Source organism: Pseudomonas sp. zbq_18 (assembly GCF_043102245.1).
GTDB lineage: Bacteria > Pseudomonadota > Gammaproteobacteria > Pseudomonadales > Pseudomonadaceae > Aquipseudomonas.
Window position 1 is genome coordinate 15,831 of record NZ_JBICIT010000004.1, and the last position, 21,831, is coordinate 37,661.

Consider the following 21,831-nt stretch of genomic DNA (forward strand, 5'->3'; position numbering starts at 1 on the left):
CGAGTATAGAACCGGCTATTTGCGGTACAGCTTGGCCTCACCCTCAGGCCGCGTCTTGAAACGGCGATGTGCCCAGAGGTACTGCTCGGGACACTGGCTGACGGCCTGCTCGATCCACTGATTGATGCGCAGGCAATCGGCCTCCTCGCTTTCCCCCGGGAAGTCCTGCAATGGCGGGTGGATGACCAGGCGATAACCGCAACCATCGGCCAGACGCTCCTGGGTGAAGGGCACCACCCGTGCCTTGCCCAGGCGGGCGAACTTGGTGGTGGCGGTGACAGTGGCGGCGGTGATGCCGAACAGCGGCACGAAGATGCTCTGCTTGGGACCGTAGTCCTGGTCCGGGGCGTACCAGATGGCGCGGCCGGCGCGCAGCACCTTGAGCATGGCGCGAATGTCCTCGCGCTCGATGGCCGTGGCATCCCGGTTGTGTCGCTCACGGCCACGGCGCTGGACGAAGTCGAACAGCGGGTTCTTGTGCTCGCGGTACATGCCATCGATGGTCTGCCGCTGGCCGAGCAGCGCCGCGCCGATCTCCAGGGTGGTGAAATGCAGCGCCATGAGGATCACGCCCTGCCCCTCTTGCTGAGCCTGCTGCAGATGCTCCAAACCCTCGATATGCGCCAGCTTGGCCAGCCGCTCCCTGGGCCACCACCAGCTCATGGCCATCTCGAAGAAGGCGATGCCGGTGGAGGCGAAGTTCTCCTTCAGCAGCCGCTCCCGCTCGGCCTCGGACAACTGCGGGAAACACAGCTCCAGATTGCGCGCGGCGATGCGCCGCCGCGAGCCGGCCACCCGATACATCAGCGCACCCAGGCCACGGCCCAGCACCAGCAGCGCCCGATACGGCAGCTGCACCACCAGCCACAGCAGCCCGAGGCCCAGCCAGAGCGGCCAGAAGCGCGGGTGGAGGAAAGAGCGGCGAAATTGCGGGCGATCCATGGTGATTCCAGGCTGTCGAGGAAGCCCGGCATTCTACAGAACTCGACCCGGCTTGCGGCGCTGCCCCCATATCGCTATAAGTCGTGCCCATTCATTGCAGTGGGCAGACCATGAGCCAAGCCGACCTCCTCGACCAAGACCCCGTGTTCCAGCTCAAAGGCAGCATGCTCGCCATCACCATCCTGGAACTGGCGCACAACGACCTGGAGCGCCTGGATCGGCAGCTGGCGGAAAAAGTCGCCCAGGCCCCCAACTTCTTCCAGAACATTCCTCTGGTACTGGCCCTGGACAAGCTGCCGGAAGGCGAAGGCGAACTCGACCTGGGCAAGCTGATGGAAGTCTGCCGCGCGCATGGCCTGCGCACCCTGGCCATCCGCGCCACCCGCGAGGACGACATCGCTGCCGCCGAAGCGCTGGACATTCCCGTGCTGCCGCCCTCCGGTGCGCGCGAAAAACTGATCGAGCCGGCGGAGAGCCGCAAGAAGCCGGAAAAGCCTGCCGAACCCGTGGTCAAACCGACCAAGGTGATCACCAGCCCGGTGCGCGGCGGCCAGCAAATTTATGCCCAGGGCGGCGATCTGGTGGTCATGGCGGCGGTCAGCCCCGGCGCGGAACTTCTCGCCGACGGCAATATCCATGTGTACGGCCCGCTGCGCGGTCGTGCCCTGGCCGGCGTCAAGGGCGACACCAAGGCACGGATTTTCTGCCAGCAAATGGGCGCCGAAATGCTGTCGGTAGCGGGTCAGTACAAGACCGCCGAAGACCTGCGCCGCGATCCGCTCTGGGGCCAGCCGGTGCTGGTCAGTCTGTCGGGTGACGTGTTGAACATCACCCGCCTTTAACGGATACTGCGGCCAATTTTCAGGGACCAAAAGGGCATCCGGAAGCCAGTCTTTTCGGCTCGGTAATGCCCTCTTTTCATACACTTGGGGTAAAACACCTTGGCCAAGATCCTCGTAGTCACTTCCGGCAAAGGCGGCGTGGGCAAAACCACCACGAGCGCCGCCATCGGCACCGGCCTGGCCCTGCGCGGCCACAAGACCGTGATCGTCGACTTCGACGTCGGTCTGCGTAACCTCGACCTGATCATGGGCTGCGAACGCCGCGTGGTGTACGACTTCGTCAACGTCATCAACGGCGAAGCGACCCTGACCCAGGCCCTGATCAAGGACAAACGCCTGGAAAACCTCTACGTCCTGGCCGCCAGCCAGACCCGCGACAAAGACGCCCTGACCAAGGAAGGCGTCGGCAAGGTCATTGACGAGCTGGCACAGAACTTCGAATACGTGATCTGCGACTCGCCGGCCGGCATCGAGACCGGTGCTCACCTGGCCATGTACTTCGCCGACGAAGCCATCGTCGTGACCAACCCGGAAGTGTCCTCGGTACGTGACTCCGACCGCATGCTCGGCCTGCTGGCCAGCAAGTCGCGTCGCGCCGAACAGGGCCTGGAGCCGATCAAGGAGCGCCTGCTGCTGACCCGCTACAACCCGGAGCGCGTCACCAAGGGCGAAATGCTCGGCGTGGAAGACGTCGAGGAAATCCTCGCCATCAACCTGCTCGGCGTGATTCCGGAGTCCCAGGCCGTGCTGAAAGCGTCCAACCAGGGCGTGCCGGTCATCCTTGATGACCAGAGCGACGCCGGCCAGGCCTACGGGGATGCCGTCGACCGCCTGCTGGGCAAGGAAGTGCCCCACCGCTTCCTCGACGTGCAGAAGAAAGGACTCATGCAACGCCTGTTTGGAGCGCGCTAATGAATATTTTCGACTTCTTTCGCGAACGTAAAAAGGAAACCCCTGCTTCGATCGCGAAAGAGCGTCTGTCGATCATCGTCGCTCACGAGCGCGGTCAGCGCAGCCAGCCGGACTACCTGCCGGCCCTGCAGAAGGAGCTGGTCGAGGTGATCCGCAAGTACGTGAATATCGAGCAGGATCAGGTGCAGGTCGCGCTGGAAAACCAGGGCAGCTGCTCGATTCTGGAACTCAACATCACCCTGCCGGATCGTTGATCCGTCTGCGGTGAGCGACGGCGGCCACGGCCGCCGTTGTCATTTGTGGAAAAAACATGCCGCTGTCGAATGTGCAAATCATCCATCAGGACACCGCCCTGCTGGTGATCAACAAGCCCACCCTGCTGCTCTCCGTGCCTGGCCGCGCCGAGGACAACCGCGACTGCCTGGTGACCCGCCTGCAGGAAAACGGCTACCCGGAAGCGCGCATTGTCCACCGCCTGGACTGGGAAACCAGCGGCATCATCGTGCTGGCTCGCGATGCCGACAGCCACCGCGAGCTGTCGCGTCAGTTCCACGACCGCGAAACCGAAAAAGCCTACACCGCCCTGTGCTGGGGCCAGCCCGAACTGGACAGCGGCAGCATCGACCTGCCCCTGCGCTACGACCCGCCGACCAAACCACGCCATGTGGTCGACCATGAACTGGGCAAGCACGCCCTGACGTTCTGGCGCGTACTGGAACGTTGTGGCGACTACTGCCGCGTCGAGCTCACGCCGATCACCGGGCGCTCGCACCAGTTGCGCGTGCACATGCTGTCCATCGGCCACCCGCTGCTCGGCGACGGTTTGTACGCCCACGAACAGGCGCTGGCCGCCTGGCCGCGCCTGTGCCTGCACGCCAGCATGCTCAGCCTGACCCACCCGCAGACCGGCGAACGCCTGCGCTTCGAAAGCCCGGCACCCTTCTGAAGCCAGTCCCGGGCTGAACGACTCCCTGCACTAAACGGCAGGTCGCAGTCTGGTGCGGGACATGCCATACACGCACCACAGCAATGCACACCCCACAAAACAAAACCCTGTAACGAGCCCTTTCAGGACTATTTTTGTGCATCATGCACAACGCACGCTGATCCCCCTGTCAGATCAGCAAGCGCCCCGTGCTTGGCACGCCCCCTGCTATCGCAAGGTCATCCCAGACCAACCGGAGCACCGCCATGAGCCTGACCACTCCCGATAGTGATTACCCCTTGAGCGAGGTACCCAGCGGCGCGCGTAAGGGCCTGCTGTCCACCTCCATCCTGCTGTTCGGTTTTACCTTCTTCACCGCCACCATGTTCGCCGGCGGCAAGATTGGCATGGCCTTCGACTTCACCACCCTGCTCTGGGCTGCGGTGATCGGCAACCTGCTGCTCGGCCTTTACGCCGCCGTGCTCGGTCTGATCGCCAGCCGCAGCGGCCTCAACTCGGTACTGATGGGGCGTTTCTGCTTCGGCGAAGTGGGCAGCAAGCTGTCCGACATCCTTCTCGGTTTCACCCAGATCGGCTGGTACGCCTGGGGCACGGCGACCATCGCCATCGTCCTGGTCAAGCTGCTCGGCCTGTCCGAAAGTCTGACCCTGCCGCTGATGGTGCTGTTCGGTTTCGGCTTCTGCATCACCGCCTTCATCGGCTACAAGGGCCTCGACCTGCTGTCGCGCGTGGCGGTGCCGGCCATGCTGGTGCTGCTGGTCATCTCGCTGTGGCTCGCCACCCGCGACGCCGGTGGCCTGGCCGGCCTGCTGGCCGTGCAGCCCAAGGAAAGCATGAGCCTGAGCGTGGCCATCACCCTGGTGTTCGGCACCTTCGTCAGCGGCGCCACCCAGGCCACCAACTGGACGCGCTTCGCCAGGAGCGGTCGCGTCGCCGTGCTGTCCAGTCTGTTCGGCTTCTTCATCGGCAACGGTCTGATGATCATTGCCGGTGCCTACGGCGCCATCGTCTACCAGCAACCGGATGTGGTCGAAGTGCTGGTCCTGCAGGGTCTGTCGATGGCCGCGGTGGTGATGCTGTTCCTCAACCTGTGGACCACCCAGGACAACACCATCTACAACTTCGCCGCCGCCGGCTGCAACCTGCTGCGCACCGACAGGCGCAAGACCGTGACCCTGGTCGGCGCTGCCATCGGCACCCTGCTCGCCCTGGGCGGCATGTACGAGCTGCTGATCCCCTTCCTGATCCTGCTCGGCTCGATCATCCCGCCGATTGGCGGCGTGATCATGGCCGACTACTTCTACGGCCATCGCGCACGCTACCCGCGTCTGGCGGACACCTCCCTGCCAGCCTTCAACTGGTGCGGACTGCTCGCCTATGCCGCAGGCGCCCTCTGCGCCTACTTATCGCCCTGGGTCGCGCCGCTGGTCGGCATCGCCGTGGCCGCACTGGTCTACGTCGTGCTGTTCGAGTTGCGCAAAGTCCTTGGCGCGCGTTCGCCGGCGCGCGCATGAGCCTCAGCGTGGCCGATGTCCTGGCCCTGCCGGGACTGGAAAGCATGACCCTGCGCGCCGGCGCGCGGGGTCTGCAGAGCGACGTGCGCTGGCCCTACGTGGCCGAGAACGAGGACATCGCCGACTGGGTGATGGGCGGCGAGCTGGTATTTGTCACCGGCATCAACCACCCGCGCCCTGAAGCCAACCTGCTGCTGTTGCTGCGCCAGGCCCACGAGCGCGGCAGTGCTGGCCTGGTGATCCTCACCGGCCCCGAGTTCATCCGCGCCATCCCGGACAGCGTGATCAGCGAAGCCGAGCGCCTGGGCGTGCCGCTGATCGAGCAGCCCTACGCCCTGAAGATGGTGGTCGTAACCCAGGCCATCGGCACCGCACTGGTTCAGGCCCAGCAGTTCGGCCGCTCGCGCCAGCAGTTGCTGGAGCAATTGCTGGAAGGCGACAGCCAGTCTGTTGAAGTCCTGCGCCAGCGCGGTGAGCGCCTCGGCCTGGCTCTGAATGTTCCGCGCCAGATCGTCGTACTGAGCCTGGAAGGCAGCGAGCAGCTGTTCGCCAGCCATGACGCGCACACCGCCGAACAACTGCTCCAGCAGCACCAGCAACGCGTACAGGAAAGCCTTGAAGCCGAACTGGCCGAGCTGGGCGATGCCCTGCCGCTGATCCGACAAGGCCGCCACTGGATCGCCCTGCTGCCGGCGACCAGCAGCGCCGATGAGGCCCGCAACCGCGAACGCATGGCCCGCCAGCTCAATGCCCTGCGCCCCTCCCTGCAACCGCTGCGCCCCTTCCTTGGCCTCGGCGATGGCGGCTATCTACCACCTCAGTTTGCCCAGGGACTCGGCGAAGCGCGCCAGGCCCTGGACGTGGCCCAGCGTTTTCCCGAACGCCTGGGGCTGTGCGCCTTCGCCGTGCTGGGCGTGCTCGAACTGCTCGGCGCGATTCGTGACCGCAGCTTGCTCGACCGCTTCGTCGAACGTGTGCTCGGCCCGCTGATCGGCGACGATTCACGGCATACACCGGTGCTGATGCCTACGCTGGAAGCCTGGTTCCAGGAAAACGGCAACCTGGTGCTGGCTGCCCAGCGCCTGCAGGTGCACCGCAATACCCTGAGCTACCGGATGCAGCGCATCGAGGCGCTAACCGGCTGCTCGTTCGACACCCCGCATGACCGCCTGAACATCAGCATCGCCCTGCTGATCCGGCGCCTGTCGGCCCCAGCCTGATAAGGAGAGTTTCCATGATCATTCGCAACGCCCGCCTGCGTGGCCGCGACGGCCTTCACAGCATCCGCCTGGAGGGCGCGCTGATCGCCGCCATCGACGCCCAGCCCACGCTGCAAGCCAGTGCCGCAGGCGAACACAACGCCGCCGGCAATCTGGTAATCCCACCCTTTATCGAGCCGCACATCCACCTCGACGCCACCCTGACTGCCGGCGAACCGGCCTGGAACATGAGCGGCACCCTGTTCGAAGGCATCGAGCGCTGGGGCGAGCGCAAGGCCCTGGTGACCCACGAGGACACCAAGACCCGCGCCAAAAAGACCATCGACATGCTGGTCGACCACGGCATCCAGCATGTGCGCACCCATGTCGACGTCACGGACCCGACCCTGGCCGCGCTCAAGGCCATGGTCGAAGTACGCGAGGAAACCCGCCACCTGATCGACCTGCAGATCGTCGCCTTCCCCCAGGAAGGCATCGAATCATTCACCAACGGCCGCGCCCTGATGGAGCAAGCGGTTGAGCTGGGTGCGGACGTGGTCGGTGGCATTCCGCACTTCGAGAACACCCGCGACCAGGGCGTGTCGTCGATCAAGTTCCTCATGGACCTGGCCGAGCGCACGGGCTGCCTGGTCGACGTGCACTGCGACGAGACCGACGATCCGCATTCGCGCTTTCTCGAAGTACTGGCCGAAGAAGCCCGGGTGCGCGGCATGGGCGCGCGCGTCACCGCCAGCCACACCACGGCCATGGGTTCCTACGACAACGCCTACTGCTCCAAGCTGTTCCGCCTGCTGAAGATGAGCGGCATCAACTTCATCTCCTGCCCGACCGAGAGCATCCACCTGCAGGGCCGCTTCGACACCTACCCCAAGCGCCGCGGCCTGACCCGCGTCGCCGAATTGGACCGCGCCGGCCTCAACGTCTGCTTCGCCCAGGACTCGATCGTCGACCCCTGGTACCCACTGGGCAACGGCAACATCCTGCGCATCCTCGAAGCTGGCCTGCACATTTGCCACATGCTCGGTTACGAGGACCTGCAACGCTGCCTGGACCTGATCACCGACAACAGCGCACGCACCCTCAACCTGGGCGAGCGTTACGGGCTGGAAGTCGGCCGCCCGGCCAACCTGCTGATCCTCTCGGCGCCGGACGACTACGAGATGGTCCGTAGCCAGGGCCACGCGCTGGTCTCGATCCGCGCTGGCGAGGTGCTGATGCGGCGAACTCCCGCGCAGATCGAGCGGGCCTGATCGCCCACTCGAAGATCGGCCATCTCGGCCCGGCCGGTGGCCCAATAAAAAACCCCGGCTTGTGGCCGGGGTTGTGCACGCTGAACGAGCTGCCTGATCAGGCGACTTGCATGGTGCGATGGGTATCAATGAGGTGCTGCACCACGCCAGGATCGGCCAGCGTGGAGATGTCGCCGAGGGAGTCGTACTCGGCTGTTGCGATCTTGCGCAGGATGCGGCGCATGATCTTGCCCGAACGGGTCTTCGGCAGGCCCGGCGCCCACTGGATGACATCCGGCGTGGCAATCGGGCCGATTTCCTTGCGCACCCAGTTGCGCAGCTCCTGGCGCAGCTGCTCGGAAGCCTCTTCGCCGGCATTCAGGGTCACGTAGACATAGATGCCCTGCCCCTTGAGGTCGTGCGGCACACCGACCACCGCGGCCTCGGCGACTTTCGGGTGAGCCACCATGGCGCTCTCCACCTCGGCGGTGCCCATGCGATGGCCGGAAACGTTGAGCACGTCGTCCACCCGCCCGGTGATCCACCAGTAGCCGTCTTCGTCGCGACGAGCACCGTCGCCGGTGAAATACATGCCCTTGAAGGTCTTGAAGTAGGTGTCGACGAAACGGTCATGATCGCCGTACAGGGTGCGCGCCTGGCCCGGCCAGGAATCGATGATCACCAGGTTGCCCTCGGTGGCGCCTTCCAGGATGTTGCCAAGGTTGTCGACCAGCGCCGGCTGCACGCCGAAGAACGGTCGCGCGGCGGAGCCCGGCTTCATCGGGTGGGCGCCCGGCAGCGGGGTCATCAGGCAGGCACCGGTTTCGGTCTGCCACCAGGTATCGACGATCGGGCAACGGCTCTGGCCGACGTTCTCGTAGTACCACTGCCAGGCTTCCGGGTTGATCGGCTCGCCGACCGAACCGAGCAAACGCAGGCTGGAGCCATCGGCACCCTCTACCGCCGCCTTGCCCTCAGCCATCATGGCGCGAATGGCGGTCGGCGCGGTGTAGAGGATGTTGACCTTGTGCTTGTCGATGATCTTGGCCACGCGGGTGACGTCCGGGTAGTTCGGCACGCCTTCGAACATGACGGTGGTGGCGCCGTTGCTCAGCGGCCCGTAGACCAGATAGGTGTGACCGGTGACCCAGCCGATGTCGGCGGTGCACCAGAAGACTTCACCGGGGCGGTAGTCGAATACCCGCTCGTGGGTCAGCGAGGCGTAGGTCAGGTAGCCGCCGGTGGTGTGCAGCACGCCCTTGGGCTTGCCGGTGGAGCCGGAGGTGTAGAGGATGAACAGCGGCTCTTCGGCGCCCATCTCCTTCGGCGCACAGGTGCTGCCGGCCACCTTCATCAGGTCCTCGAACCAGACGTCGCGGTGCTGGTTCCACTTGATGTCGGAGCCGGTGCGCTTGGCCACGATGACTTTCTGGATGCTGCGCGTGTCCGGGTTGGTCAGCGCGTCATCGACGTTGGCCTTGAGCGGGATCTTCTTGCCGCCGCGCACGCCTTCATCGGCGGTGATCACCACCTTCGACTGGCAGTCGATGATGCGCCCGGCAAGGGCCTCCGGCGAGAAACCGCCGAACACCACCGAATGAATGGCGCCGATACGGGTGCAGGCCAGCATGGCTACCACCGCTTCCGGAATCATCGGCATGTAGATGGTCACCACATCGCCGCGATGCACGTCCTGGCCGCGCAGAGCGTTGGCGAACTTGCACACCTGCTCGTGCAGCTCGCGGTAGGTGATTTCCTTGTGCTCGGAAGGGTCGTCGCCTTCCCAGATGATCGCCACCTGATCGCCACGGGTTTCCAGATGGCGATCCAGGCAGTTGGCGGACACGTTGAGCGTACCGTCGGCGAACCACTTGATATCGACATGGTGGTCGTCGAAGGAGGTCTGCTTGACCTTGGTGAACGGCTTGATCCAGTCCAGACGCTTGCCCTGCTCACGCCAGAAGCCATCCGGGTTGACCACCGACTGCTGATACATGGCCTTGTAGGTGGCCTCGTCGGTCAGGGTATGGGCGGCCGCCTCGGGGCGTACGGGGTAGATGGATGCAGCGGTCATCGGGATACCTCAAGGGCGTTGTTTTTGTATGGTGTCTTTTGTATCCCCCGACCCTTTGTGGGGCCATTCGACCAAGGTCTTACCGGCGTACGACCTTGGTCGACCCTGGGAAAATCAGGCAAAAAAAAGGCGACCCTCGGGAGGTCGCCGCCAACTTCATTCCGGGGAGGAATGTCAGAAACGCAGTCCGGGTATCGCAGGAGCCGGATGCCTATAGTCTGTGCCCGCAGCGCTTTGCCAGCCATTCAACCTTGGTCTTAGTCCTTGAAGTAGCGCTCACGCACCTCATCCACTGCGGCCTCGCGCAGCAGGGCGATAAACAGCTGCTCCACGTCGGTCAGCAGCTGATTCTCCGGCGTCACCAGGTACACCTCGTTGACCGGCAACTCGTCGTAGGGCGGCAGCTGGAATAGCAGGTTCTGCGCCACATAGGGCTTGGCGCCCTCCACCGTCAGCGCGCCGAAGCCCAGGCCGGCGAGGATCAACCGGCGCACCTCCTCCTCGTTGGGCGACACCGCCACCAGGCGGCCCCAGAACTGCTGCTCGGCTCGCACGTTGCTCACCGCGCTGAGGCCCTCGCCGGGCTGGTCGCTTTCAAAGGAGATGTAGGCCAGCCCGCGCAGATCGGCGCTGGTTAGGTCCTTGCGGCCGAACAGCGGATGCGTCGGCCCGCAGTAGAAGGCCATCTGCTCGTAGCCGAGCAGGTCGAAGTGCAGCCCGGTCTGGGCGGTCTTCTTGTTGCTGATGCCGATGTGCAGGCGATCCTGCGCCACGGCATCAACGATATGCGCGCTCGGCTCGGAACTCAGGCCGATCAGCACATTGGGGTACTGCTGATGGAAGCGCACCAGCGCCGCATCGAACGGCCGGCAGCAGACATGGCTGGCCACCTGGATATGCAGCTCGCCAAGCACCGCACCGGCCTCGCCGGCGTACTGCTCGGCCATTTTCTCCAGGATGCTGCCGGCCGAGGAGATGTATTCGTAGACCCGCAGGCCCTGCTCGGTGAGGGCGAACATACCCTTGCGCCGTTGGATCAGGCGCATGCCCAGGTGCTCTTCCAGGCGCTTGAGCGCGTTGCTCACGCTCGGCTGGCTGAGCGACAGGCGCCGGGCCGCGCCGGTGATGCTGCTTTCCTCGACGATGACCAGGAAGGTGTACAGCAGGTTCCAGTCCAGATTGCGCAGCAGGCGCTCGCGCGGCGACAGCATGATCGGCATTTCTCCCAGGCAGGCCGTCATGCCGACGGCTCCGGGCAGACCTTAGCATTGCCGCCGCCCCGAAGGGCAGCGCGGGCCTGCCCTGCAGGCGACACGCCGTTGCGCTCAGTCGACATCATGCGCCAGCAGGTCGGCATACTCGGCGCGGCGACGGATCAGCCGGCAGCCTTGCTTGAGATCGACCATCACTGCAGCGGCGGCCTGGCGCCCGCAGTACTGGTTCATCATCTCCAGCGCGTAGGCACCGACATCCAGCAGCGCGATCAGATCACCCTGCTGGGTCGCCGCCGGCAGCTCACGCAGATTCGGCTGGTGCACCAGCACCTGCTCCAGCACCGCGCGGTGTTCGGCCAGCGCCGGCTGCTCGGCGATCAGCTCGGCCACCGCGCCCTCACCTTCGATGTCGTAGTAGGTGTCGCTGCTGTCGCACAACGGGCCGGCCATGCGGAACAGGCCGGTGTCGCGGTCATCGGCGCGCGAGGCGTTGAGCATGTGGAAATACCAGCCGATGTACAGGTCGAACAGCACGCTGTAGCCGGCATCGAGGTAGAACACCGGGGTCTGGCGCTGCTTGTGCGCCTCGATGCGGGTCAACAGGATGGCGGTGTCGCTGACCATGCTGCGGCCCGGCTCGACGATGATCTGGATGTCCTTGCCCAGCGCCTGGCTGATCGGGCGGATCAGTTGCTCGCCGAGCATGGCGAAGTCGATATGGGTGCGGTAGCTGTCGCGGTAGTGCGGCGCCACCGGGGCGAAGTTCTCCTCGGCGCTGCTGTAGTTCTTGGCGAAGCCGCCACCGAGGTTCACGTGCTCCAGCGGGTACGGCAGGCGCGCGCTGACCTCACGCACGTAGTCGATGAGGAAGGCCGCCTCGGCCTGGTACACGCCGATATCGGTGATCTGGGTGCCGATGTGCGCATGCACGCCAACCATCTTCACCGCCTGCGGATGCTGCAGGATCAGCCCCACCGCCTCGGCCTGCTCTTCGGCGGTCATGCCGAACTTGGAGGTCGAGGTGCCGGTCTGCCAGCCTGCGGCGGCGCCGCCGCGGATTTCCGGAATGATACGCAGCGCCACGCGCGCCTGCTGCCCCAGCTCACCGGCCACGGCGATGATGCGTTCGAGCTCGGACAGCGAATCGACGTTGATCGAACCAATGCCCGCGCCGATCACCTCGCGCAGTTCCTGCACCTGCTTGGCCACGCCGTTGAACACCAGCTCCTCGGCGGCGAAGCCGGCGACTCGGGCCTTGTGGAATTCGCCACCGGAGTTGACCTCCAGGGCCAGGCCGCAGTCCTTGAACACCTTGAGCACCGCCAGGTTGGCGCAGGCCTTGCTGGCGAAGCACACCCGGGTGTTGGCGTGCTCGCGGCGGAAGTTGTCGAGGATATCGGCGGCGTTGCGGCGCAGACGCGCCTCGGAATACACGTACAGCGGCGAGCCGTACTGCTCGACCAGTTCGACGGCGTTGACGCCGTCGATCAGCAGTTGGTTGTCGGCACTGGTCAGGTGCGCTTCACGTTTCCACGGGTGCAGCGATACGACTGAGGTCATGGCAGGATCTCTAGGCAGTTAGTCTGGGATCAATCAGTGCTGGGTCGCCAGCAGGCGGCGCAAGTTGGGCGATTGCGGGTTGTCGAACAGCTGCTCGGGCGGCCCCTGCTCCTCGATGCGGCCCTGGTGCAGGTAGACCACCCGCGAGGACACCTCGCGGGCAAAGCGCATCTCGTGGGTGACCATGATCATGGTGCGACCCTCCTCGCCCAGTTCGCGGATCACCTTGAGTACCTCGCTGACCAACTCGGGGTCGAGCGCCGAGGTCGGCTCGTCGAACAGCATCACTTCCGGGTCCATGGCCAGGGCACGAGCGATGGCCACGCGCTGCTTCTGCCCGCCGGACAGGCACTCGGGATAGACGTGGCACTTTTCCAGCATGCCGACCCGCGCCAGCAGGCTGCGTGCCTTGTCCTCGACCTCTTCGCGTGGCCGGCCAAGGACGATGCACGGGCCCATCATCACGTTCTCCAGCACGCTCATGTGCGGCCACAGGTTGAACGACTGGAACACCATGCCCAGGTGCGTGCGTACCCGTTCGATCTGCCGCTGGAAGCGCCTGGAGCGCTTGCCACGCTTATCGGCGAGCAGTTCCAGCTCCTCGCCCTGCACGCGCAGGATGCCGCTGTCGGGGAATTCCAGCAGGTTCAGGCAGCGCAGGAAGGTGCTCTTGCCCGAGCCACTGGAGCCGATGATGCTGATCACGTCGTGCTTGTGCGCGGTCAGCGAGATACCCTTGAGCACCTCGATGCCGGCGTAGGACTTGTGCAGGTGCTCCACCTCGAGGGCAGCCTGGGGAATCTGGATATCGCTCATCGGGCCACTCCCGTGGAAAGGCGGTTGAACAGGCCGCGGCGCTTGCCGGGCTGCGCACTGCGGTTGTGCAGATGACGGGTCAGGCAGGCTTCCAGGCGGCGCCAGAACAGCACGAACAGCGTGGTCATCAGCAGGTAGAGCACGGCAGCCCAGAAGTACACGGACAGGTCGAAGGTCTGCGAGAAGGCCCGGCGGGTCTGCCCCATCACATCGAGTACGGTGATCACGCTGACCACCGCGCTGCCCTTGAGCAGCAGGATGATCTCGTTGCCCAGGGCCGGGAACGCGATGCGGTAGGCGTTGGGCAGTACGATCTTGCGGTACAGGTCGAAGCGGCGCATGCCCAGGGCCACCCCCGCCTCGATCTGCCCGGTGGGCACCGCGCGCAGCCCACCGCGCAGGATCTCCACTTGGTACGCAGTGGAATTGAGCACGAAGGTCAGCAGCGCGCAGTAGTAGGGATCGCGGAAGAACCACCACAGCCCGGCCTCGGTCAGCGGCACGCGGAACTGGCCCGAGCCGTAATAGACCAGGAACAGCTGCGCCAGCAGTGGCGTACCGCGGAAGAACGACACGTACAGGCGCACCGGCCAACGCCAGGCGATACTCGGGCTGCGCCGTAGCAGGGCCAGCGGCAGCGACAGGCAGCTGGCCAGCAGCGCGGCGATCAGGGTGAGCTGCAGGGTCAGCCCGGCACCGGACAGCAGCTGCCCGGAAAAGCGTTCGAGAATGTCGATCATGCCGTGCGCCCCTCACGTTCGAAGCCGCGGTTGGCACGGCGCTCCAGGCGGCCCAGGATCCACTCGCAGAGCAGGCAGATGGCCCAGTAGACCAGGCACACCACGCCGAAGAACAAGAAGGGTTTCTTGGTCACCCCGACCGCAACATTGGCCATGCGCATCAGGTCGTTGAGCGCGATCACCGACACCAGCGCGGTGTCCTTGATCAGGCTGACCCACAGGTTGCCCAGCCCCGGCAATGCCAGGCGCAGCAACTGCGGCAGCTCGATCAGGCGGAAGATGGTCAGCCGGCGCACGCCGATGGCCTGCGCCGCCTCCAGCTGGCCGCGGTCCAGCGCCTGCCAGGCGCCACGCCAGACTTCGCTGGAGTAACCGGCGAAGACCATGCCCAGGGCCACCACACCGGCCAGGAAGGGACTCAGCTCGACCGGCGCGGCCGCAGGGTTGTGCCACTTGAGCAGGCTGTTAATCGCCAGCCCGACGCCGTGATAGATGATGAACAGGGTCAGCAGTTCGGGCAGACCGCGGATGGTGGTGCTGAAGCCGACCGCCAGGGCCCGGCACAGCCGGCCGCCGAACAGTGCCATGGCCGCGACGGCCAGGCCCAGCGCCAGCCCGACCGGCAATGTGGTCGCCGCCAGGGCCAGGGTCACGCCCAGGCCGTGCAGCAGTTCATCGCCCCAGCCACCACCGGTGAAGCTCAGGTAGGAGAGCCACTCCATAGAACAGGCCTCTTCTCGCTCACAGGGAGGAAATCAGCGAGCCCCGGCCTGCAGCAGACCAGGGACCACTACGCAACGGCTTACTTCTGCAGGGTCAGCAGGTTGACCGAGAAGTACTTGTCGTTGATGGCCTTGTAGGTGCCGTCGGCAATGATCGCCGCCAGGGCCTCGTTCAACTCGTCACGTAGCGCCGCGTCTTCCTTGCGCAGGGCGATGCCGACACCCTCGCCGACGTACTTGGCCTCGCTGATCGGCGCACCCGCGAGCACGCAGCAGGCACCGTCCTCGGTCTTGGAAGTCCATTCCAGCATCGGAATCATGTCGCCGACCTGGGCGTCGAGGCGGCCCGAGGCGAGGTCGAGATTAACCGCGTCCTGAGTCGGGTACAGGCGCACGTCGGAGTCCGGGAACATGGCCGAGAGGTAGTCACCCTGGGTGGTCGAACCCTGCGCGCCGATGGTCTTGCCGGCCAGGCCCTGGGGCGAGAAGTCCTTGAGGTCAGAGTCCTTGGGCACCACGAAGGTCATCGCCGACTTCTGGTAGGGCGCGGTGAAGGCGACCTTCTGCTTGCGCTCCTCGGTGATGAACATGGAGGCGATGATCAGATCGTACTTGTCGGCCAGCAGCGCCGGGATGATGCCGTCCCAGTCCTGGGCGACGAACTGACACTTGGCCTGCATCTGCGCGCACAGGGCATTGCCGATATCGATATCGAAACCGCCCAGTTGGCCGTCTGCGGTGAAGAAGTTGAAGGGTGGGTAAGCACCCTCGGTGGCGATGCGCAGAGTCTGGCCCTCGGCGGCCAGTGCACCAGTGGTCGGCAGGACGGCGGCAGCAGCCAGCAGAAGCGAGCGTAGAGTCTTGTTCATGTTGTTTTCCTCTAGGGCAATGGACGGTGAGGTACAGGCCCGGCCTGCTGTTGGCGGGGTGTGCGGCCTGTCTGCGGGCTAGAATCCGTCCGCCTTTCGCATTGTTCAAATGTATCTTTGAAATCCAATACATAGCTGAGAGCTATGTGAAAGATATGCCCCAGACCCTCGCAGAGTGCGCCGAAATGCAGCAGTGGCAAGGCGCCGCCAGGTCTGGCGAACAGACACAGACGCCCTATGCCGGTGCAGCCGGCTGGGCGTCAGTCAGGCAGAAGTGGACGCAAAAATGATCGGGAATGTCGCCCTCCGCACAAGGTGCGCGGAGGACAAATGGGGCTGATCCGTGAACCGCTCATCCCCCGACAGACGCTCAGTCCCGGCCCAGCCCGTACTGCCGCAGCTTGTTGGCGATGGTGGTGTGCGAAACCCCCAGGCGCTTGCCCAACTGGCGGCTGCTCGGGTGCTCGGCGTACAGGCGCTCCAGAACCACCTTCTCGAAGCGGCCGAGGATGGCGTCGAGGTCGCCCTCGGTGGAGAACTCACCCAGCGGTTGCGGCGCGCCATAGTCCGGCAGGCGGATATGTTCGGCCTTCACCGTGCCGCCGTCGCACAGGGACACGGCCTGGAACAGCACGTTCTCCAACTGGCGCACATTGCCCGGCCAGTGGTAGTGGGCCATGCGCTCGAAGGCCTGGGGCGCCAGCTTGGGTAGTGAACAACCGATCTGCCGGCTGGCCGAGTCGAGAAAGTGCTCGACCAGAGGCGCCAGTCCATCCAGGCATTCGCGCAGCGGCGGAATGTGCAGGCTGAGCACGTTGAGGCGGTGATACAGGTCCTGGCGGAACTCGCCTTTGCCGCACAGCTCGGACAGGTCGACCTGGGTGGCGCAGATCACCCGCACGTCCAGGTACACCTCCTCGTCGCTGCCGACCCGGCGGAAGCAACCGTCCTGCAGGAAACGCAACAGCTTGGCCTGCAGGCGCGGACTCATCTCGCCGACACCATCGAGGAACAGTGTGCCGCCGGCGGTCAGCTCCAGCAGGCCGAGCTTGCCCTCCGGGCGCGCGCCCTCGAAGGCGCCGGGGCCGTAGCCGAATAGCTCGGTCTCGGCCATGGACTCCGGCAGACCGGCGCAATTCAGCGCCATGAAGGGTGATTGCCCGCGCGGGCTGGCCAGGTGGCAGGCGCGCGCCAGCAACTCCTTGCCGGTGCCGGTCTCGCCCTCGATCAGCAGCGGTGCATCTAGCGGCGCCATGCGCCGGGCCTCGCGCACCACCGCGGCCATCACTTTCGAGCTCTGGAAGATCGAATCGAAGCCGCGCAACTCGTGCTTGCGCACGTTGTAGATGCGCTCGCCAACCCGGTCGGCGCGGTGCAGGGTGAGCACGGCGCCGGCCAGTGCCTCGCTCTCGTCGTGCTCGGCCTGCAGCGGGGCGATATCGGCGAGAAACACGTCGCCCTTGACCTTGACCCGCAGGCCGTTGACCCGCGACTTGTTGTCGCGCACCAGCTCGGGCAGGTCGAAGTCCTCGATATAGCGCGACAGGGCCATGCCCGGCACCTCGTCGACGCGCACACCGAGCAGCTGCGCCGCGCTGCGGTTGGCGGCGACGATGGCGCCGGCCATGTCGATGGACAGGACCGGAAACTCCAGCGCACCGAGCAACGCGTTGAGCTCCAGATGGCGTCGTTCGCTGGGCATCAGCCCCACACGCTTGACCCCGAACACCCCGGCAATGGCTTCCAGCTTGGGACGTAGCGCCTGGAACTGCAGGTTGATCAGATTCGGGCAGTGCAGATAGATGGCGTTGCCCTGCTCGCCACCCACTTCGCCACGGGCGACGTTGATGCCGTAGTCGACCAGCAGTTCGAGAATATCGCGCAGGATGCCGACGCGGTTCTGGCAATGGACTTTGATGCGCACGCGGGATGCCCCTGGTTCGTTGTTGTAGTGAGGGTGCGGATTTGCATCCGCCATTTCCGTAAAGAATATCTGACAAAAACAGCCAGACCTTCAAGCAAACGCTACTCAAGATGCTTTTCGTAATTTTTTCATTACAAGCCAGCACCTGACATGCAGGCTACTCTGCTAGAGCAGTAGAACCGCTCACTCCAGGGACGCCGCATGAGCACCTATGTCATCAACCGCCTGATCCACTTCGACAACGAAGCCTTCGTGCTGTACGCCGCCACGGCCCCTGAAGACAGCCTGCGCATCGGCGCCATCGCCAGCCGCTGCCTGACCCAGTTGCTGGACGCCAAGGGCGAGATCGTCAGCAAGCGCGACCTGATGAACGGGGCCTGGGGCGCCTTCGGCCTGGAGGTTACCGACAACAGCCTGGCCCAGACCATTCGCCAACTGCGTGTGGCCCTGGACAAGCTGCAGCCGGACCATGAGTTGATCGTTACCGTGCCGCGCATCGGCTACAAGCTCGGCGAATCGCTGGTCGAACTGCTCGACCAGCCCCCTCCTCCGCCCCTTGCCGCGGCACACCCCGCCAGCACACCCGCGCCCACCGAAACGGCAAGCACCCGCCATGCAGACTCATCGCCACGCTGGCAACCGCGCGACCTGCTGCTGGGCCTGGCCGCCCTCGCCGGCTGGGTGCTGCTGTTCCTGCTGCCGGGTCTGCTGCGTCCCACGGCACTGCCCGAACGCCCCTTCGCCGAGCAACGAATGGAGGACATCGATGGCGTGCGCATCCATCTGGAAGACATGCCCGCCAGCGCGCTGCAGCCGGACAACCGCCAGCTGGCCAGCCACGCCCGGCAGCTCGCCCAGGCCCTGGGTATGAACGGGCAGGTTCTGCACCTCTACCGCTTCGCCGACCAGTACCGCAGCCTCGACCTGCTGTGCCAGGGCACGCTGACAGCCGCCGACAGCCAATGCCTGGGGGTACAGGCCCATGACTAGCCGGCAGCGCCTGCAACTCTGGGGATTTCTTACCATCGCTGCGCTGAGCCTGGCCGGCGGCATGCTGGTGGAGCGCGAAGCCCCACCGCTCGACCAGCTGTGCAGCGCTCGCACGGCTCAGGAGTTGGAAACAACGGGTGGCCGCCAATGGCTGCTGCACCAGCATGCGCTAGACCTGCGCGGCGACGGGCATGGCGATTACAAAACCAGCTCGCGCCTGCTGGACAGTGGCAGCGGCCAGACTTTGGGCTATCTACACCGCACTACCAGTTTCAACCACAGTCGCGAAGGATCACGCCTGCTGCTGCATGTGCAGCAGAGCAGCAAGAGCGCGACCGACAGTCTGCAGGAGCAGCAACTGGAAAGCGTCGGCCTGTTCATCTTCACCGAAGGCGCGGAGCTGACCTTCAGCGTACGCCGCCTGGGGCCGGAGCGGATGCTGATCAGCAACGGCCTGGGAGTTGCCCTGCTCTGTGAGCAGAACCTGCCACGCAACTGAACGACAGCGGCCTCAGACAGCCACCTCGAACTCGACATCCTGCGGATCGAGGCGCGGCAAGGTCAGCAGCAGGCGGGTGGTGTTGCGCGCATCGTCCACCTGCAGTTCCAGGCTACCGCCCTGGGCCAGCGCCAACTGCCGGGCCGAGTAGGTTCCCAGGCCACTGCCATTCTTCTTGCCCAGGCTGCTGTACTTGTCGAAGAAGTGCGGACGGAAGTCCGCCGGCACGGCCGGCTGGTTTTCCATGAGCACGTTCAGTTGTTCGCCCGCCCGCAGCTGCACGCGCACGCGGCTACCCTCGGGGGCCGCCTCGCAGGCGTTCTTCAGCAGGTTATTGAGCAGCGAGTAGCACAGCCGCCGCTCGCCCAGGGCGCTCAGAGTCTCACTGCAGGTCGGCTCGGGCAGGTCCAGCTCGATCACCAGCGCCTTGCTCTGATAAGTCATGCGCGCGGCCTCCACCATACCGGCGAGCATCGCGGGCAGTGCCACTGCGCTCGGCTGCAGTTCGAAGCTGCCGGTTTCGATGCGGTGCAGCACCGCCGACAGATCGATCATGCTCAGCACCTGCTGGCTGCTGTCCTCCAGCAAACGCAGCATGTGCTCCTGCCCGGGCAGCAGGTTGCCGCCTTCGAGCAGGCTGCGGGCCAGACCGAGGATGCCGCTGAGCGGTGCCTTGAGGTCATGTCGAACGATCTGCTCGACATCGTCGCGCAGGCGCGCCAGGTCGAGTAGGCCATCGTATTCGGCCTGCACCTGGCAATGGCGTTCGACGTGACGCAGCAGGTTGCTGACCTGCAGGCGCAGCAGCGCGGGCTCGACCGGCTTGCCGACGAACTCCACCGCGCCCAGTTCCATGGCCTTGCGTCGCGCCTCGGGCTCGTCCATCGCAGTGATGAAGATCAGCGGAATCCGGCAGGCCTGCGGATGGCTGCGCAACTGACTGGCCAGCTCGAAGCCGTCCATGTTGGGCATCATCACATCGAGCAGGAGCAGGTCTGGCGGGTCGTCCGAGGTGCAGATCGCCAGGGCCGCGTTGCCGTCCTGCGCCACGCGCACCCGGTACTCTTCACGGAACAGGCCGGCAATCAGGCTCAGGTTGTCCGGCATGTCGTCCACCACCAGCAAAGTCGGGCGCCGCTGCGCCACCTTGGGCATCACCCTCGCCGCCTCGTACTTGGCCTGGACGGCGAGGTGCGGCTGCGGACGATGACGCATGGCCCGCGCCAGGTGCTGAGCGAGATCCTGGGGGTTGTAGGGTTTGACCAGGATACTGCTCACCCCGCTGGTGATCAGTTGCTTGACCTGCTCGCGCTCGCATTCGGCGGTGATCATGATGAACGGCAAATGCGCCAGCTTCTGGTTCGCCCGCACCCACAGCAGCAGGTCGAGCCCGGACATCACTGGCATGTTCCAGTCGGAGACAATCACGTCGACCCGGCGCGCTTCGAGGATCTTGCGCGCCTCCAGGCCGTTGTTGGCCAGCAGGATCTGCCGCGCACCGAGGCGGCTCAGTTGATTGCTGTTGATCCTGCGCATGGAGTCGGCGTCATCGACGACGAGAAACACACTCTGCTCGGTAATCATGCTGCGGCTCCGAGGTCAGGCAGTGGCAGACGCGGCCACATGACGCTGTGCGACAGCCAGCTGCTCGACCTTGACCTGCAGGGTTTCATCAGTGTCGGCATAGCGCCGGCTGATGGCCTGGAATTCGTCCTGCAGGGCCAGGAAAGCGGCCACCACGTCAGGATCGAAGTGCGAGCCGCTGCCCTCGCGGATGATCGCCACGGCCTTCTCATGGGGCATTTCCGGCTTGTACACGCGGCGGCTGATGATCGCGTCGTACACGTCCGCCACCGCCATCAGGCGCGCACTGAGCGGAATAGCCTCACCGCGCAGGCCCTGCGGATAACCGCTGCCGTCCCACTTCTCGTGGTGGCACAGGGCAATGTCCTTGGCGATGCGCAGGAAGGGCACCGGCATGCCCAGCAGTTCCTCGGCGTGCACCAGGGCCTGGTAGCCCAGGCGCGGGTGGTTCTTCATCACCTCGAACTCGTGGGCCTCGAAGCGCCCCGGCTTGAGCAGGATATGGTCGGGAATGCCGACCTTGCCGATATCGTGCAGCGGCGCCGACTTGTACAGCAGTTCGATGCTTTTCTCGTCCAGTTGCCCGGCGAAACGCGGCTGTTCACTGAGCTTTTCCGCCAGCGTACGGACATAGTGCTGGGTGCGGCGCAGGTGGTTGCCGGTCTCGTTGTCGCGGGTCTCGGCCAGCGAGGCCAGGGCCAGGATGGTGACATCGTGCATCGCCTGCAGCTCGCGGGTGCGCTGCGCCACCTCCTCGTCGAGATGAGCATTGCGCTGACGCAGCTGATCGGCCGCGATCTTCAGGCGCAGCTGGCTACGCACCCGCGCCAGCAGCACGTTGGGCTCGAAGGGTTTGCTCAGGTAATCGACGGCGCCCAGGTCAAGGCCCTGCTGCTGATCCTCGGCCTGGTCCTTGGCCGTCAAAAACAGCACAGGTACATCGCAGGTCAGCGGGTTGGCCTGCAACTGGCGACACACCTCGTAGCCGTCCATGTCCGGCATCATCACGTCCAGCAACACCAGATCCGGCGGATTGCGCCAGGCCAGCTCCAGCGCCTTGGCGCCGCTGGAGGCCACCCGCAGCTGGTAGTGCGGGCGCAGCAGCTCGCTCATCAGGTGCAGGTTGGCTGCCACATCGTCGACCACCAGCAGGGTGGCCTTGTGTTCGTTGGGGTTCATCCGGGTTACCTCGCAATCGACTGCGACCATTAGCCCACAGCCGTCATTGAGCTGC

At 65.1% G+C, this 21,831-nt stretch carries 20 protein-coding genes; 9 read left to right on the plus strand and 11 right to left on the minus strand.

All coding sequences use genetic code 11. The features are described 5' to 3' along the window. Positions 1-15 precede the first annotated feature (15 nt). Complete coding sequence (locus ACF8C6_RS02730) at positions 16-942, minus strand: lipid A biosynthesis lauroyl acyltransferase (protein WP_392497894.1); 927 nt, start codon at positions 940-942, stop codon at positions 16-18. Between the two features lie 110 nt (positions 943-1,052). Between ACF8C6_RS02730 and minC the strand changes: the two genes are divergently transcribed. From minC to codA, 7 genes are all read left to right on the plus strand, one after another. Then, a complete protein-coding gene (gene minC, locus ACF8C6_RS02735) occupies positions 1,053-1,784 on the plus strand; it encodes a septum site-determining protein MinC (RefSeq protein ID WP_392497895.1) in 732 nt (243 codons plus the stop codon). Between the two features lie 99 nt (positions 1,785-1,883). Next, complete coding sequence (minD, locus tag ACF8C6_RS02740; RefSeq protein ID WP_277690734.1) at positions 1,884-2,696, plus strand: septum site-determining protein MinD; 813 nt, start codon at positions 1,884-1,886, stop codon at positions 2,694-2,696. Then, on the plus strand, positions 2,696-2,950 hold the full coding sequence (gene minE, locus ACF8C6_RS02745) for a cell division topological specificity factor MinE (RefSeq protein WP_021701941.1): 255 nt from the start codon (positions 2,696-2,698) through the stop codon (positions 2,948-2,950). Before minD ends, minE begins: the two co-directional genes overlap by 1 nt. A 56-nt stretch (positions 2,951-3,006) precedes the next feature. After that, entirely contained in the window at positions 3,007-3,642 is a 636-nt protein-coding gene (locus ACF8C6_RS02750; protein ID WP_392497896.1) for an RluA family pseudouridine synthase, read from the plus strand. A gap of 245 nt (positions 3,643-3,887) precedes the next feature. Beyond that, positions 3,888-5,156 carry a cytosine permease gene (gene codB, locus ACF8C6_RS02755; RefSeq protein WP_392497897.1) on the plus strand — a complete coding sequence of 423 codons (1,269 nt, stop codon included), beginning with the start codon at positions 3,888-3,890 and terminating at the stop codon, positions 5,154-5,156. Then, positions 5,153-6,376: a PucR family transcriptional regulator gene (locus ACF8C6_RS02760; protein ID WP_392497898.1), complete on the plus strand. Its 1,224-nt coding sequence runs from the start codon at positions 5,153-5,155 to the stop codon at positions 6,374-6,376. Before codB ends, ACF8C6_RS02760 begins: the two co-directional genes overlap by 4 nt. A 14-nt stretch (positions 6,377-6,390) precedes the next feature. Beyond that, positions 6,391-7,626, plus strand: coding sequence for a cytosine deaminase (gene codA, locus ACF8C6_RS02765; RefSeq protein WP_392497899.1), 1,236 nt, complete (start codon positions 6,391-6,393; stop codon positions 7,624-7,626). A 97-nt stretch (positions 7,627-7,723) separates the two neighbouring features. Here the strand turns inward: codA and acs are convergent, their stop codons facing one another. The 8 genes from acs to ACF8C6_RS02805 all read right to left on the minus strand — a co-directional run bounded on the left by acs (position 7,724) and on the right by ACF8C6_RS02805 (position 17,524). After that, positions 7,724-9,679: an acetate--CoA ligase gene (acs, locus tag ACF8C6_RS02770; RefSeq protein ID WP_392497900.1), complete on the minus strand. Its 1,956-nt coding sequence runs from the start codon at positions 9,677-9,679 to the stop codon at positions 7,724-7,726. A gap of 257 nt (positions 9,680-9,936) precedes the next feature. Further along, positions 9,937-10,920: a LysR family transcriptional regulator gene (locus ACF8C6_RS02775; RefSeq protein WP_392497901.1), complete on the minus strand. Its 984-nt coding sequence runs from the start codon at positions 10,918-10,920 to the stop codon at positions 9,937-9,939. Positions 10,921-11,004: 84 nt separating this feature from the next. Continuing rightward, positions 11,005-12,453, minus strand: coding sequence for a diaminopimelate decarboxylase (gene lysA, locus ACF8C6_RS02780; RefSeq protein ID WP_392497902.1), 1,449 nt, complete (start codon positions 12,451-12,453; stop codon positions 11,005-11,007). Positions 12,454-12,486: 33 nt separating this feature from the next. Beyond that, positions 12,487-13,269, minus strand: a complete 783-nt coding sequence (locus ACF8C6_RS02785) for an ATP-binding cassette domain-containing protein (RefSeq protein WP_392497903.1) — start codon at positions 13,267-13,269, stop codon at positions 12,487-12,489. Continuing rightward, the gene (locus ACF8C6_RS02790) at positions 13,266-14,009 is read right to left on the minus strand and encodes an ABC transporter permease (protein WP_392497904.1); all 744 of its coding nucleotides are present in this window, start codon (positions 14,007-14,009) and stop codon (positions 13,266-13,268) included. The genes ACF8C6_RS02785 and ACF8C6_RS02790 overlap by 4 nt, the downstream gene beginning before the upstream one ends. Further along, a complete protein-coding gene (locus tag ACF8C6_RS02795) occupies positions 14,006-14,731 on the minus strand; it encodes an ABC transporter permease (RefSeq protein ID WP_392497905.1) in 726 nt (241 codons plus the stop codon). The genes ACF8C6_RS02790 and ACF8C6_RS02795 overlap by 4 nt, the downstream gene beginning before the upstream one ends. A gap of 80 nt (positions 14,732-14,811) precedes the next feature. Further along, entirely contained in the window at positions 14,812-15,600 is a 789-nt protein-coding gene (locus ACF8C6_RS02800; RefSeq protein ID WP_392497906.1) for an ABC transporter substrate-binding protein, read from the minus strand. Positions 15,601-15,970: 370 nt separating this feature from the next. Beyond that, a complete protein-coding gene (locus tag ACF8C6_RS02805; RefSeq protein WP_392497907.1) occupies positions 15,971-17,524 on the minus strand; it encodes a sigma-54-dependent transcriptional regulator in 1,554 nt (517 codons plus the stop codon). A gap of 201 nt (positions 17,525-17,725) precedes the next feature. Between ACF8C6_RS02805 and ACF8C6_RS02810 the strand changes: the two genes are divergently transcribed. Together ACF8C6_RS02810 and ACF8C6_RS02815 are read left to right on the plus strand one after the other, a co-directional pair. Continuing rightward, positions 17,726-18,514, plus strand: coding sequence for a transcriptional regulator (locus ACF8C6_RS02810; RefSeq protein ID WP_392497908.1), 789 nt, complete (start codon positions 17,726-17,728; stop codon positions 18,512-18,514). Further along, positions 18,507-19,013 (plus strand): hypothetical protein, encoded by a 507-nt coding sequence (locus ACF8C6_RS02815; RefSeq protein ID WP_392497909.1) that lies wholly within the window; start codon positions 18,507-18,509, stop codon positions 19,011-19,013. Before ACF8C6_RS02810 ends, ACF8C6_RS02815 begins: the two co-directional genes overlap by 8 nt. A 12-nt stretch (positions 19,014-19,025) precedes the next feature. On the opposite strand, the gene ACF8C6_RS02820 is transcribed toward ACF8C6_RS02815, so the two are convergent. Further along, the gene (locus ACF8C6_RS02820; protein ID WP_392497910.1) at positions 19,026-20,597 is read right to left on the minus strand and encodes a response regulator; all 1,572 of its coding nucleotides are present in this window, start codon (positions 20,595-20,597) and stop codon (positions 19,026-19,028) included. A 15-nt stretch (positions 20,598-20,612) separates the two neighbouring features. Then, positions 20,613-21,776, minus strand: coding sequence for a two-component system response regulator (locus ACF8C6_RS02825; protein WP_392497911.1), 1,164 nt, complete (start codon positions 21,774-21,776; stop codon positions 20,613-20,615). Positions 21,777-21,831: the final 55 nt, after the last annotated feature.

Coding starts and splice junctions, on each gene's coding strand:
- codB (WP_392497897.1), top strand. CDS start 3,888: ATGAGCCTGACCACTCCCGATAGTGATTACCCCTTGAGCGAGGTACCC.
- lysA (WP_392497902.1), bottom strand. CDS start 12,453: ATGACCTCAGTCGTATCGCTGCACCCGTGGAAACGTGAAGCGCACCTG.
- ACF8C6_RS02820 (WP_392497910.1), bottom strand. CDS start 20,597: ATGATTACCGAGCAGAGTGTGTTTCTCGTCGTCGATGACGCCGACTCC.
- ACF8C6_RS02785 (WP_392497903.1), bottom strand. CDS start 13,269: ATGAGCGATATCCAGATTCCCCAGGCTGCCCTCGAGGTGGAGCACCTG.
- ACF8C6_RS02800 (WP_392497906.1), bottom strand. CDS start 15,600: ATGAACAAGACTCTACGCTCGCTTCTGCTGGCTGCTGCCGCCGTCCTG.
- minE (WP_021701941.1), top strand. CDS start 2,696: ATGAATATTTTCGACTTCTTTCGCGAACGTAAAAAGGAAACCCCTGCT.
- ACF8C6_RS02750 (WP_392497896.1), top strand. CDS start 3,007: ATGCCGCTGTCGAATGTGCAAATCATCCATCAGGACACCGCCCTGCTG.
- ACF8C6_RS02825 (WP_392497911.1), bottom strand. CDS start 21,776: ATGAACCCCAACGAACACAAGGCCACCCTGCTGGTGGTCGACGATGTG.
- ACF8C6_RS02810 (WP_392497908.1), top strand. CDS start 17,726: ATGAGCACCTATGTCATCAACCGCCTGATCCACTTCGACAACGAAGCC.
- codA (WP_392497899.1), top strand. CDS start 6,391: ATGATCATTCGCAACGCCCGCCTGCGTGGCCGCGACGGCCTTCACAGC.
- ACF8C6_RS02795 (WP_392497905.1), bottom strand. CDS start 14,731: ATGGAGTGGCTCTCCTACCTGAGCTTCACCGGTGGTGGCTGGGGCGAT.
- minC (WP_392497895.1), top strand. CDS start 1,053: ATGAGCCAAGCCGACCTCCTCGACCAAGACCCCGTGTTCCAGCTCAAA.
- acs (WP_392497900.1), bottom strand. CDS start 9,679: ATGACCGCTGCATCCATCTACCCCGTACGCCCCGAGGCGGCCGCCCAT.
- ACF8C6_RS02730 (WP_392497894.1), bottom strand. CDS start 942: ATGGATCGCCCGCAATTTCGCCGCTCTTTCCTCCACCCGCGCTTCTGG.
- ACF8C6_RS02790 (WP_392497904.1), bottom strand. CDS start 14,009: ATGATCGACATTCTCGAACGCTTTTCCGGGCAGCTGCTGTCCGGTGCC.
- ACF8C6_RS02815 (WP_392497909.1), top strand. CDS start 18,507: ATGACTAGCCGGCAGCGCCTGCAACTCTGGGGATTTCTTACCATCGCT.
- ACF8C6_RS02775 (WP_392497901.1), bottom strand. CDS start 10,920: ATGACGGCCTGCCTGGGAGAAATGCCGATCATGCTGTCGCCGCGCGAG.
- ACF8C6_RS02760 (WP_392497898.1), top strand. CDS start 5,153: ATGAGCCTCAGCGTGGCCGATGTCCTGGCCCTGCCGGGACTGGAAAGC.